This window comes from Vibrio alfacsensis, assembly GCF_019670485.1.
In the GTDB taxonomy this organism is placed as follows: Bacteria; Pseudomonadota; Gammaproteobacteria; order Enterobacterales; family Vibrionaceae; genus Vibrio; species Vibrio alfacsensis.
Window position 1 is genome coordinate 3035205 of record NZ_AP024165.1, and the last position, 12140, is coordinate 3047344.

General features: G+C 43.4%; 14 protein-coding genes. 4 read left to right on the forward strand and 10 right to left on the reverse strand.

What is annotated here, in order from left to right:
- Window positions 1-386 precede the first annotated feature (386 nt).
- From rpoH to ftsY, 4 genes are all read right to left on the reverse strand, one after another.
- Window positions 387-1244, reverse strand: a complete 858-nt coding sequence (rpoH, locus tag VA249_RS14005) for an RNA polymerase sigma factor RpoH (protein WP_128809873.1) — start codon at window positions 1242-1244, stop codon at window positions 387-389.
- A 175-nt stretch (window positions 1245-1419) separates the two neighbouring features.
- Window positions 1420-2388, reverse strand: coding sequence for a permease-like cell division protein FtsX (gene ftsX, locus VA249_RS14010; protein WP_128809872.1), 969 nt, complete (start codon window positions 2386-2388; stop codon window positions 1420-1422).
- On the reverse strand, window positions 2378-3052 hold the full coding sequence (ftsE, locus tag VA249_RS14015) for a cell division ATP-binding protein FtsE (RefSeq protein WP_005535654.1): 675 nt from the start codon (window positions 3050-3052) through the stop codon (window positions 2378-2380). The genes ftsX and ftsE overlap by 11 nt, the downstream gene beginning before the upstream one ends.
- 22 nt (window positions 3053-3074) lie before the next feature.
- A complete protein-coding gene (gene ftsY / locus VA249_RS14020) occupies window positions 3075-4295 on the reverse strand; it encodes a signal recognition particle-docking protein FtsY (RefSeq protein ID WP_221068327.1) in 1221 nt (406 codons plus the stop codon).
- A 224-nt stretch (window positions 4296-4519) separates the two neighbouring features.
- Between ftsY and rsmD the strand changes: the two genes are divergently transcribed.
- Together rsmD and VA249_RS14030 are read left to right on the forward strand one after the other, a co-directional pair.
- Entirely contained in the window at window positions 4520-5119 is a 600-nt protein-coding gene (rsmD, locus tag VA249_RS14025) for a 16S rRNA (guanine(966)-N(2))-methyltransferase RsmD (protein ID WP_221068329.1), read from the forward strand.
- Between the two features lie 25 nt (window positions 5120-5144).
- Window positions 5145-5411, forward strand: coding sequence for a DUF1145 domain-containing protein (locus VA249_RS14030; protein WP_099080949.1), 267 nt, complete (start codon window positions 5145-5147; stop codon window positions 5409-5411).
- Between the two features lie 148 nt (window positions 5412-5559).
- On the opposite strand, the gene VA249_RS14035 is transcribed toward VA249_RS14030, so the two are convergent.
- The 3 genes from VA249_RS14035 to VA249_RS14045 form a co-directional block, all read right to left on the reverse strand.
- Window positions 5560-5781, reverse strand: a complete 222-nt coding sequence (locus VA249_RS14035; protein WP_221069960.1) for a YecH family metal-binding protein — start codon at window positions 5779-5781, stop codon at window positions 5560-5562.
- Between the two features lie 69 nt (window positions 5782-5850).
- A complete protein-coding gene (locus tag VA249_RS14040) occupies window positions 5851-6471 on the reverse strand; it encodes a lysoplasmalogenase family protein (RefSeq protein ID WP_221068330.1) in 621 nt (206 codons plus the stop codon).
- A gap of 1025 nt (window positions 6472-7496) precedes the next feature.
- A complete protein-coding gene (locus VA249_RS14045) occupies window positions 7497-7862 on the reverse strand; it encodes a DUF4145 domain-containing protein (RefSeq protein WP_128809867.1) in 366 nt (121 codons plus the stop codon).
- A 241-nt stretch (window positions 7863-8103) separates the two neighbouring features.
- Between VA249_RS14045 and VA249_RS14050 the strand changes: the two genes are divergently transcribed.
- The gene (locus VA249_RS14050; protein WP_128809866.1) at window positions 8104-8433 is read left to right on the forward strand and encodes a DUF2500 domain-containing protein; all 330 of its coding nucleotides are present in this window, start codon (window positions 8104-8106) and stop codon (window positions 8431-8433) included.
- Between the two features lies 1 nt (window position 8434).
- Here VA249_RS14050 and VA249_RS14055 read toward each other — a convergent pair whose 3' ends face one another.
- On the reverse strand, window positions 8435-9448 hold the full coding sequence (locus tag VA249_RS14055; protein WP_221068331.1) for an acyltransferase: 1014 nt from the start codon (window positions 9446-9448) through the stop codon (window positions 8435-8437).
- A gap of 249 nt (window positions 9449-9697) precedes the next feature.
- On the opposite strand from VA249_RS14055, the gene VA249_RS14060 reads away from it, so the two are divergent.
- Window positions 9698-10078 carry a cystatin domain-containing protein gene (locus VA249_RS14060; RefSeq protein WP_221068332.1) on the forward strand — a complete coding sequence of 127 codons (381 nt, stop codon included), beginning with the start codon at window positions 9698-9700 and terminating at the stop codon, window positions 10076-10078.
- Between the two features lie 89 nt (window positions 10079-10167).
- On the opposite strand, the gene arsJ is transcribed toward VA249_RS14060, so the two are convergent.
- A complete protein-coding gene (gene arsJ, locus VA249_RS14065; protein WP_221068333.1) occupies window positions 10168-11385 on the reverse strand; it encodes an organoarsenical effux MFS transporter ArsJ in 1218 nt (405 codons plus the stop codon).
- Between the two features lie 258 nt (window positions 11386-11643).
- Window positions 11644-12138 carry a cyclin-dependent kinase inhibitor 3 family protein gene (locus VA249_RS14070; protein WP_221068334.1) on the reverse strand — a complete coding sequence of 165 codons (495 nt, stop codon included), beginning with the start codon at window positions 12136-12138 and terminating at the stop codon, window positions 11644-11646.
- Between the last annotated feature and the right edge of the window lie 2 nt (window positions 12139-12140).

Genomic DNA, 12140 nt, shown 5'->3' on the forward strand with positions numbered 1-12140 from the left:
ATTGATGCCATTGTAACCTATCCAGAGCCAAACTTAGACACAGAGATAATCAGGACATTTCAAACTGTTCATAACACCACCAGTTGTGGATAAAGCTGTGAATTGCGTTGATAAAGTGCATTTGGATCATTTGATCCACAATATGTAGTAATGATCTTGATCTAACTGTGTGTATATCTGGAACTATCCCCAAATGACAAACCTCGTCAAAGCCTTATTTTGCCCGGCTTTCGAACAGTTGATGAATAATTACTTCACAGAGTTATACACAGGTAGCACAGATAAACTTGATCGCAACCGTTATCGATTTTCGATCGAAAATAAAAAAGCCGAGATCGCATGATCTCGGCTTTTTATGAAAATCTTATTGTCGATAGAAATGGAAGTTAGAACTCGCCAACAGCCAGTTTAAGTTTCTTCATCGCATTCTTTTCTAACTGACGAATACGCTCAGCAGACACCCCAAACTCATCAGCAAGGTCTTGCAGCGTTGCTTTTTCATCATCTAACCAACGAGAACGAACAATGCGTTGACTGCGCTCGTCGAGGCTTGCTAATGCGTGACCTAAACGATTGTTAGTGTGTGTTTCCCAGTTAGCCGCTTCAATGTTATCCGCCACATCAGAAGATTTATCCTCTAAATACACCATAGGAGCGGTGTATGAGTTGGAGCTGTCATCTTCATCCATTGGCATATCAAAAGTTGAATCTATCGCTGCAAGGCGAGATTCCATTTCACGGACTTCAGATGGCTCAACACCTAGTTCACGGGCAACCGTTTCGACTTCACCATTATTGAACCAACCTAAACGCTTTTTCGACTTACGCAGATTGAAGAACAATTTACGCTGCGCTTTGGTTGTTGCGATCTTAACGATACGCCAGTTACGCAGTACGTATTCATGGATCTCTGCTTTGATCCAGTGAACGGCGAATGAGACAAGGCGAACACCCACTTCAGGATTAAAGCGCTTAACCGCTTTCATTAGGCCAATGTTGCCCTCTTGCACTAGATCTGCCATTGGCAAACCATAGCCAGAGTAACCACGAGCAACGTGAACAACGAATCGTAGGTGTGACAAGATCAGGCCTTTCGCCGCATCAATCTCACCATTGTAGTGTAATCTTTCTGCCAGTCCACGCTCTTCTTCTGGTGTCAGCATTGGGTAGCTGTTTACAGAACGAATATAGCTATCAAGGCTATCTTGCGTGACTAGAGCCATCGGATACGCTTCTTTTGTCATTCAATTCCTCATCAATCTCTGATCTGGAGCATTACATTGCAATTTAACTTGGTCATCTTGAACTCAAAATGAACAAGTTTCAAGCTGGGTCAGCAATTATCCATAAACAAATGGTCTAAACAAGAGATAAAAATTAGCTTGTGCTAATAAATTCCAACTATAAGACCCGAATCACCTAAACAGGTTCAATTTCTTTCAGGTGACGTTGTGCAGATACACGTGCCGCAATACAGCCTAGTAAACTACCAGTAATGATCAACAGTAAAGATTCATCCCAGCTCAACCCAATCAAACGGAACTGGCTATCATATAACGCAGCCAATTGCTCCACCGCATTATTCATCACCACCGTAATCAATGCTGTGACTAGCCATGCAATGGTCGCCCCTAAAACACCGAACCACATACCAGTGTATAAATAAGGACGGAGAATGAAACTGTCAGTTGCCCCAATCAGTTTCATGGTCTGAATCTCTTCTTTATTCGCCAATACATTAAAACGTAGTGTATTGCCGACGATTAAAAATACAGCACCCAACATCAGTATTGTCAGTGTAATGACAATAATGCCAGCAAGGGTTTTGATCGCATCAAGCCGTGCAAGCCAGTCTTCATCAAGCCTAACGTCAGTAACATCTTGTTGCTTACCCACTTCTTTTGCCAATGAGCGAATATCACTTTTTTGCTCTGAATCAGGTGTAATGACTAATACACCTGGCAGCGCATAACCGCTTAATAGGCTTAACGCTTGGTCAAAGCCCGCATACTGGCTCAAATCAGAGAGACCTTGTTGAGGAGAAATGTATTCCACCTCTTTTACTAATGGCCAGGTCTCAATCTGATCTTTTAGCACCATAACACGTGCATCAGGCATGCCTTCAACTAAGTAAGCACTAACTTGCGATGGCGATGCGACGTCTTCTGCCGCACCTGCAACGTTCTTGCCTAATAAATACAAACATGCAGGCATAGCCAACGCCATGGAAATCACGGCAAGAGTCAGAATATTACCAAGAGGCCGACGCCATAATGCGCCGAAAGAAGATTTTGCTTGTTTAATATGGACAGAGAAAAAACCGTCGGTATTAGCACGCTTGGCACTTCGGCCTTTGCCTTTCTTTTGGGTGCGCTTATTACCTACCATAGTCTTCTACCTCACTTAGGAAGCCTTGGTTCAATTCAAAGTGACGATATTGTGGGCGAGTGTTTACTAACCCAATGTCGTGCGTTGCTAGTAGGATTGTCACACCTGCACGATTAAATTCTTCAAATAATCGCAACACGCGGTTAGACAGTTCAGGGTCGAGGTTACCGGTAGGCTCATCCGCAACCAGTAAGGTAGGTCGATTCACTACGGCGCGTGCGATACCCACTCGTTGTTGCTCACCACCTGAGAGTTGGCTTGGTAAGCAACGGGCTTTATCAAGCAAGCCCGTTTTATCTAACGCCGCAGAGACTCGGCGCTTTATTTCATTTTCAGAAATCGATTCGATACGCATCGGAAGTGCCACGTTATCGAAGACACTGCGATCCATCAATAAACGGTGATCTTGAAATACAATCCCAATGTTGCGACGCAAAAAAGGAATGTCTTTATTTGAAATGCGTGTGATATCGTGCCCATTAAAATGAATTTTTCCATCGGTAGGACGCTCTATCGCACATATCAGTTTCAACAAGGTACTTTTACCTGCCCCAGAATGTCCGCCTAAAAACGCCATCTCACCGCGCCTTAAGTGAAAGTCGACTTTCTGCAGAGCTTGTCGACCACCTCGGTAAGCCTTGCTCACTTGCTGAAATTTGATCACCGTTGATTTCCTCTAACTCTTGTTACTCTTCACGACTAAACAGAGCGTCAATAAACTCTTGAGTTTCAAATGGACGCAAGTCTTCAATACCCTCACCAACACCAATGTAGCGAATTGGAATCTCAAACTGATCTGCAATAGCAAAGATAACACCGCCTTTTGCAGTACCATCCAGCTTAGTCAATGTAATCCCGGTTAGAGGTGCAACATCACTGAAAAGTTTCGCTTGGCTAATCGCATTTTGACCTGTACCTGCGTCTAGCGTCAGCATGATCTCGTGTGGCGCAGAGTCATCAATCTTCTTCATCACACGTACAATCTTACGCAGCTCTTCCATTAGGTTCGCTTTGTTTTGCAGACGACCCGCTGTGTCAGCAATGACGACATCTACGCCACGTGCTTTTGCCGCTTCAATCGCATCGTAAATAACAGATGCACTATCCGCACCAGTATGCTGAGCAATCACTGGCACATTATTGCGTTCACCCCAGACTTGCAGCTGCTCTACCGCTGCTGCGCGGAAAGTATCGCCAGCCGCCAGCATGACTTTCTTGCCTTGATTCTGGAATTGCTTCGCTAATTTACCAATCGTCGTTGTCTTACCGACACCATTTACGCCAACCATTAAGATAACGTAAGGTGTTTTGCTGCTGTCAATTTCCAACGGCTTTTCTACCTTAACGAGAATTTCAGCCATTTCTTCTTTCAGCAGACCATACAAGGCCTCTCCGTCTTTAAGATCACCACGAGATGCTTTTTCAGTCAGGTTGTTGATGATTTTCGTTGTGGTGTTCATTCCCACGTCAGCAATCAATAGCTGCTCTTCCAGCTCTTCGAACAAGTCATCATCGATTTTCTTGCCACTGAACAAACCAAAAAAGCCCGCACCGATATTGGCTTTAGTACGGCTTAGACTGCGCTTAAGACGCGCAAAGAAACTTTCTGTTGGTTTTTCTTGCTCTTGAACGCGAGGTGCAACAGGTACTTCTGCTTCTGCTTCTGCTTCTGCTTCTGCTTCTGCTTCTGCTTCTGCTGGGACAGTTTCGGTACCCTTAGGCTCTTCTTCAACAACTGCTTTTTCATCAACTTGTTCAGCAACGACTTCTTCCATCGCTTGTTGCTCAGTTGCAGGCGCTTCCACCGCTTCTTCTTTTACTGATTCTTCAGCCATTGGCTTTTGGCTTTGCTCTTCATCACCAAAACCTAGCCACGAAAGTAATCCGCGCTTCTTTTTTTCCGTCATCTGGGGCTATCCTAGATTGTCTCTTTATCTATTTAAGTACGCTTTTCTAAAAACAGAATGACTGATTCAGAAAAGCCTGATGACAAAGTTGTGCTAACTTTCCAATTAGATGATTCTAATCTTATTAATGTTACACTCTGTCATCATGAATATTCTGGGCTGTACCCTCGCTCAATGCTTGGGCAATTGGGTATAGTATCACTTTATTAGCGGTCAAAAAATCTATGTCAAGACGTCGCCAGCAAAACTCCTCACAAAAAAAGCCAACAACGGGCTTTGTTCGCATTATTAGTGGTTTATGGAGAGGTAGAAAGCTCCCTGTTCATGATGCAGAAGGTTTGCGTCCAACCACCGATCGCGTAAAAGAAACACTATTTAATTGGCTAGCTCAAGACGTACCTCAAGCGAAATGTCTCGACCTATTTGCTGGTTCTGGCGGTTTAGGCTTTGAATCGGCTTCTCGCCAAGCAGAGCTTGTCACTATGATTGAGCTCAATCCTCAAGCATTTCAGCAACTGCAAAAAAATATTGCCTCTTTGAACGCAAATAATATTAACGTCGTGAACACTGACGCACTGGGCTTTTTACAACAACCAGGTACGCCATACCATGTCGTATTCATCGATCCACCGTTCCGCAAAGGGTTACTGGATGAAACCGTGACCTTGCTAGAGCAAAACGGTTGGTTAGCTGAAGATGCCATGATTTATATTGAAACAGAAAAAGAGCTGAATATTGCTGGGCTTCCGGATAACTGGCAATTGCATCGCGAGAAAACCGCGGGGCAAGTAAGTTACCGCCTATACGAACGCTCCCAATCTTAACGCCTCAATTTAAAAGGAAAGTTAAATGAAAGCACTACTGATATTGGCGAAAGCTGCGATCGCTTTTGTCTGGTTTATATTGATTCTCAACATCTTTATGCCATTCCCAGGCAAAGCGGCCATCGCTCTTTACATCATGGCTGCGTTCCTATTCATGATGCATGGATTACAAATGGCGATCTTCATCGGTGCGTTTGGTGACAAAATTAAGATGAGCGCTTGGGAGAAATACTCCATTCTAATTTTTGGTATTTTCGCGTTACTCGACATTCGTCGTAAGCACATGATGTAAGCATCGACAAATAGATGCCAAAAGATAGACAAAAGCCGCTCAATTCAAACTGAGCGGCTTTTTTACAGTATTGATCTTGTGCTCAATTAACGCTGTTTTCTACGTCATCAAGAAATAACAAAGAAAAACGATGCCCATCATGAGTAAATTAGTGGTTACAAATACGTGCTTTGTTGACGATGAACTTGCCCTCATGCTCATGAATCTTTTCACGTTTTAGCAAAAACTCTAGTAACGCATCTAAATCTAAATCATTGAGTTTGCACGTATGAAAACGAACATCAGTACCAAAGTAAGTCGCTAGCTCATCACGGTTCATTGGGATTTCATTCAGTAGGTTTAACAGGTTATGCGCGTGAATCTCACTCATCATTGACTCCAATCATCAAATTTAATCCCATCAGTTTACTCAAGTTAGCGATTGTTACTTTGACCTGCGTTAGTAAATGACAGAAGCCACAATTAAAGCATGAGCGAAGAAATAGCTACCACTCACCCAAAGATACGCACGTTTCATCGGCTTACGGTAGCCGTGAATGGCGTAAGTCAATGCGGAGCCTATCATAACCAAGGTACCGAGAAACCCGAAAGCTGCCCCACGAGTTGCAACCTGAAGCCACACCTCGCCCGCTAACCAAGCAAGAAAAACCAGGACAACACCCATGACAACAACAGGGAAAACTAAAGAATCAAGTTGAGGAAGCAACAAGAAGAAAGCAACAACACTTGCTGCAAGCAGTAGTGCTAGTAACCACCAGATAATCTCACCGTTCAATTGAACCCAGAAAGCTTGGCTATAAAGCAACTGAGCGAGCAAATAACTAACAAAATAGAAAGACTTCCGAGATTTAAATGAATGCAGGGTATCTGCAAACATAGACACTAACAGACCACCTACAATCCAGTAAGTCTGAGATGCGGAAGGTCCCTCTGTCAGTACTAGGATCAATAGCAATAACAGCGTCAGTACTTTAAACAGTAGAGACTGTGGCAAATTGGCTTGCTTTGCCCCCAACACGGAATACAACCCAGATAGTCCTATTGCCAGCCAACTCCACATGACACCTACACCTTCTACATAACCCCGTCGCTAGTCTAGGTAGACCAATCTTGATGTAAAGACACAATCAACGAAAGTTGGATCTCGATAGCGAATCGCATGACTTTCACACCTAACTCAAGGCACATTCTTTATCTATGTTTCATCTCTTTTTTCTCCTACAACATCAAAGCGTAAGCTCGTGCTAAACGTCGATACAAACAAAATAGGTCCAACAGAAAAGTTGTCAAAGAAACCATCAAATTGATTGCCATACAAACGTTATGAACAAATAAGAAACACAAAACAGAAATCCACGACCTCTGGACTTAAAGCGTCTAAAACAGGCAAAGACAGTGCAATATAAACCACCTGAATCCTTGTATTTATCTAGATTAAAAAGTTAAGCAACCAAACATAACTAACTGATATAGCTAAAAACATATCAGATAAGTCATTAAAATCACACTCTATCCACCACAAATCTATCCCAAGTGGTAATGGCGGGACAATTTTCTCATCAGATAGGAAATCACTCCCACTGTTGGAAACTTTCGCCCTAACCAGCAAGAATAAAAACTCAATTTTCTCAACTTTTGAGAAATTCATCAAAAATCAAAACCCAAACCAGCCACATATAAAATAAACACAATAAGACCATTAGTGTAACTATATTTAACACATTAAAATCAACAACTTAAACTCGAAAGCGAAGAACATTTAGACACAACGCACACTTATGAAGCAGCACAAAAAACACAGTTTCATTGGTCAAATTAAGGTAAAAACAATCAAGTTAAGTGTGTTTTTTGAAAAGTTTCACGCTTTAAAGTTGATCAAAGCTCAAAAACAGTGCTATATTATTTACATCGAGTTCATCAAGGATTAAAGGGGTAGTGTTATGATTTCTTCATCTCAAAAACAGGGGCTGGTAATGATTGCAGTAGTTATGGGTTTAATGACGCTGCCAATGATGTACTAAGTTACTGTTTAAAATAAAAAAGGGACGCAATCGCGTCCCTTTTTTATTATTCGACATACACTGTTTATAGATGTTTCGACAAAATATCCCAATGCATGTAGTAGAAGCCAAGAGCGGCAAGCGTAATGAGAGCCATCAACAAAATTGCTACTCGCCAGATAAAGCGAGAACTTCTTGGCGTCAACTCTTTCTCGCACGCATCGCAAGCGGCTAAAAAACCCTTTCGATCATCCAGTTTATAGCCCTCTTCATGGACAACCTTATTTCGAACGGTCGCAATAAAACGCAGTTTTGCAACAACGTCGTGTGGCAAACGTTCTTCACAACTGGTGATCAGTTGGTGTAACCCTTTCCCCTCTGCGTGATACTGCGTTCGCAAGAGCTTTTCAATCGTTCGGGTACGCATGACTACTTTCTCAATATCTGACATCGTAACCTTCCTTCACTGATCTTTCCTTTGTTCGTTCACTTATTCTTCTACAAATTTAGAGGTTTTTCGAGTTAAGAGGTGCACATTTCCTGCTAATTTGTGCTCTTCTGCGCATATAAAATGTGAAGTGCGCCGAATAAAACCCACATCCCCTTTACTAGATCACGAATAATTTATCTCAACTCATAGTTTAATCAGGGAGTTCTGTAAAATAGGTGCCAATGAAACATTGGAGGTTATCATGCCAATCTCACTTATTTTGGCTCTATTTGCCCTGATTGCTCTGGGGGCATGGGTGTTCTTTCGCTTTTACAGTAAGCACTATTTCGGCGAGAACGCGCCTGAGCAAAGCGCACAAGTCACCGTACTCGACAAACAAGCAATAGACGTACCGGACGCTGAGCCTGGTCAAGACGATCAAGAATATTGGATTTATGTACAACGTGGGCCTATCGGACCAAAGCGCGAGTTTCAAATCGGTGTGCACTATTACCATGCGCTCAATCCAGGTGATAAAGGCACACTGACCTACCGTGGCGATAAGTTCTTACACTTCGCTGTAAAACGCTAACCTACGGCAATAACCAACGAGTCTTGGCGGACTTAGAGAACAGATAACTCATTGCCAAGGCTCCTGCTCCACTCAACACAATCCACACAGGAATCACCCATGCTGGATGGCCGTGATACCACTCAAAGGCTTTCATTGGCCATAAAAAAATGGGGTGTAATAGATAAATACCTAAACTGTATTGGCTAATAAAACTCACCACTTTTTGTGCTTTAGGGGCTAACCCCTCACCAAAGTAACGACACAGCATAAAGATCATTGACGCCGCTAAAATCACATTCAATGTTTTATATGAGAACCAGCGCCCTACTGTGTATTTCTCGGCTTCCAAGCTATTGCTCACAACCATAGTGAAAGTCACAACCAAAGCGACTAAGCCTAACCCCGTAACGAGCGATACTGTAGAGCGATTAAGTGGAACCTTTTTAAATAGCACATAGCCGAGAGGCAAATACCCCATATAAAGCCAGTATTGATTGCTCCATGGACCGTCTATTTTGAAGAGAAATAAAGAACTGCTGAACAACCATAACGCCAAATAAGCGTAGATAACGTTGTCATCGGTATTGCGTACCATCCATTGGAATAACGGAATAACAAAATAGAGCGGAATAAAGTAATAGAAGAATCCGAGGTGATAGTAAGTCGCGTGATGTGGGCTGTTACTCACCACTTCTTTTACTGTGTCAGCATCAAAGCCTTGTGCTGTCCAACCAGACAAATACGCATAGAACATCGACCATACTAAGAAAGGCACCAACACTTTACCTAAACGCCGTTTAACGTAGTACTTGGCATCAAAAGGACGAGTATCACTGAGCATCAGCGCACCAGTGATCAAAATGAATACGGGTACCGCCCAGCGAGTCACACTGTTTACGCCAACCGCCGTTAACCATTGATCAAGTGGAATCACGCCCAGCTCATAACGATATGGCGCTAACACATGAATAGCGATCACTGCCACTGCCGCGACACAACGTAATAAGTCGAAAAACAGAACCCTTTCTCTCATACCCTTCACTACCTTGATTAGCTTTACGTCTATAGCATAGAGCAATTATCATCCAGCGGAATAGTTAAGAACCTGTTTTTGCTTATTTTTAACTCTGTTATGACGTACAAATATTATTCACTCGCAAAATAGATACCCCCAACATCCATTGTGAAGTGAGATCAGCAGCCCTAAATTTTCTCGGATATGAAACAGATTTAGCCTATTTAATCCATTAGGATGCTGAACAAATGATTAAGAGAGGTCTTTATGAAGAAAACATTATTAGCATCACTGGTTTGTGTAGTGGCTTTAGCTGGATGTAATCAAAAGGAAGAGACCGTGGCACCAAAACAATCGCAACCGGAAGCGAACCCTATCTGCAACGCTGAAAATCTTGCGGGCGGTTGGTCACAAGGTGAAGTAACACCTGAAGCTCAGCAAGCACTCGACTTTGTTCTTGGCCAAATGAATACCGCAGCTAAGCTAAAAGAGATCTTAAGCGTACGAACTCAAGTGGTGAATGGTCTGAACTACGCGATTGAATTCGAAATGGACAATGGTGAAGTATGGAACACCATCGTTTACCGCTCACTGAAAGGTGATATGGAAATGACGCAACCAGCACAACAAGGTCGTCTTTGCCCATAGGCAAGACTTGCTGATTTGCGATACTGAATCGTAAAAACAAAAATGGCTCCCAAAGCGGAGCCATTTTTTATTCTGAATCGTAAGTCGATTTAAGCCGTCGCCACTTTGGCTTTTGGTAGCTTGATAGAGATGACCGTCGTTAGCGCTAAGAAAGCAAATGACACCCACAGACATGCCGCTAGACCCGCTTCTTGATAAATCCAACCAGACAACACTGTACCGATCAAACGTCCCATCGCATTCGCCATGTAGTAGAAACCGACATCCAGTGATACTCCATCGCCCTTCGCATAACTAACGATCAGGTAAGAGTGCAGAGATGAGTTCACCGCAAACACAGCGCCGAAAATCATCAAGCCCACCACAATAACAAGCTCTGGTTGCCAACCGATTTGCACGCCATAAGCAATCGCACCAGTGATGACGGCAAGGATACCTGCCCAAATTAATGCCGCGCTGCCATCTGGCACTCTACCTTGCGCTTTGCCAGTAATACGAGGCGCAAAACCTTGAACGAATCCGTAAGCAATCACCCAAGCCGCAAGGAAGCCGCCTACCATCAGGTGATCCCACCCAAACACGCTGCCAAGATAAATCGGGAGTGCAACAACAAACCACACATCACGAGCGCCAAATAGGAACATACGTGCAGCGGAAAGAATGTTCACCGATTCTGACTTAGAGAAAATTTGACGGAACTTAGGTTTGCTCTTCGCCTTACCCATATCCGCTTCTAGCCAGATCACGCTGCATACAAACACAACAGCCAGCACACTTGCCATGATGATCATCGAAGTTTGGAAGCCAAACGCCGACAACAACAAACCACCAATAAAGAAGCCTGCGCCCTTTAACGCGTTTTTCGAACCCGTCAAGATCGCAACCCATTTGTAAAGTGCACCTTGTTGCTCGTCCGGCACCAAAGTTTTAATCGCACTTTTGGCACTCATCTTATTCAAATCTTTGGCGATACCTGAAATAGCCTGCGCCGCCATTACCCAAGGAATGGTCAACCAAGCATTGGGCACAGCCAACATCAGCAAGGCAAAAATCTGCATCCCTAAGCCGACGTTCATGGTTTTGTTGAGACCAAGTCGAGCACCTAGCCAACCACCAACCAAGTTGGTCACTACGCCAAAAAATTCATAGAAAAGGAACAGCGAAGCAATGGCTAAGCTTGAGTAGCCTAAGTCATGGAAGTAAAGCACCACCAACATACGGAGTGCACCATCCGTCACGGTGAAGTTCCAGTAGTTGAACGTCACCAGCATATACTGACGGATACTTTTGCTTAGTTTTGAAATCATAACGACCTCAGATGTACAGCGTTTAGAGCATTTAGATCATGATGTTCCAAATGCTCTATGACCTGAACACCAGCATTAAGCCATCTCAATACTGGCGCTAAATTGTGAAACAAGAACTGATAAGAAATCTAAATATTACCCATTAATAAACAATGAGTTAAACATAATATCAGTAAGAAAGAATCACATAAATTGGTAAGCCATTACGGCATAAAGAGAGCTTTTAGATCATGATGTTCCAAAAGCTCTATAAGCTGATCAAGCGTTTTGAGCTACATGCTCGATGTACTCAACTTGTACTGGTTTAGTGAAAGCACCAGGACGCAGAGCTTGCACTTCACGTACGATGTCTTCTAGCGCCCAATCTTTCTCTAACAGTAGGTGCGCAGCAAACAAACCTGTGCGACCAGAGCCACCCATACAGTGCATTGCAACCTTGCCACCTTGAGCAAGAATCGCATGCAGTTCAGGACTCGCTTGTGACCATTTTGCCGCGAACTCTTCGCCCGGAGCACAGTCATCTTCAATCTCAATTTGGAACCATTTCATGCCCAACTGTTGGGTTAATTCACCCAGTTCAGACACGTCTTTTGCTGCTAGTTCAGCATTATCCAGAGCAGTAACAATCGCTTCTACGCCTTGCGCTTTTAGCTGCTCTAGCGAAGCTTGCAGTTCAACACCTTTGGTACCAGGACATGGAGTCAGTACCAAAGCGCCCGTTTCTAAATCTAATTGCCATGTAGGATGAGACATCT

Coding starts and splice junctions, on each gene's coding strand:
- rpoH (WP_128809873.1), bottom strand. CDS start 1,244: ATGACAAAAGAAGCGTATCCGATGGCTCTAGTCACGCAAGATAGCCTT.
- ftsX (WP_128809872.1), bottom strand. CDS start 2,388: ATGGTAGGTAATAAGCGCACCCAAAAGAAAGGCAAAGGCCGAAGTGCC.
- ftsY (WP_221068327.1), bottom strand. CDS start 4,295: ATGACGGAAAAAAAGAAGCGCGGATTACTTTCGTGGCTAGGTTTTGGT.
- rsmD (WP_221068329.1), top strand. CDS start 4,520: ATGTCAAGACGTCGCCAGCAAAACTCCTCACAAAAAAAGCCAACAACG.
- VA249_RS14030 (WP_099080949.1), top strand. CDS start 5,145: ATGAAAGCACTACTGATATTGGCGAAAGCTGCGATCGCTTTTGTCTGG.
- VA249_RS14035 (WP_221069960.1), bottom strand. CDS start 5,781: ATGAGTGAGATTCACGCGCATAACCTGTTAAACCTACTGAATGAAATC.
- VA249_RS14040 (WP_221068330.1), bottom strand. CDS start 6,471: ATGTGGAGTTGGCTGGCAATAGGACTATCTGGGTTGTATTCCGTGTTG.
- VA249_RS14045 (WP_128809867.1), bottom strand. CDS start 7,862: ATGTCAGATATTGAGAAAGTAGTCATGCGTACCCGAACGATTGAAAAG.
- VA249_RS14050 (WP_128809866.1), top strand. CDS start 8,104: ATGCCAATCTCACTTATTTTGGCTCTATTTGCCCTGATTGCTCTGGGG.
- VA249_RS14055 (WP_221068331.1), bottom strand. CDS start 9,448: ATGAGAGAAAGGGTTCTGTTTTTCGACTTATTACGTTGTGTCGCGGCA.
- VA249_RS14060 (WP_221068332.1), top strand. CDS start 9,698: ATGAAGAAAACATTATTAGCATCACTGGTTTGTGTAGTGGCTTTAGCT.
- arsJ (WP_221068333.1), bottom strand. CDS start 11,385: ATGATTTCAAAACTAAGCAAAAGTATCCGTCAGTATATGCTGGTGACG.
- VA249_RS14070 (WP_221068334.1), bottom strand. CDS start 12,138: ATGTCTCATCCTACATGGCAATTAGATTTAGAAACGGGCGCTTTGGTA.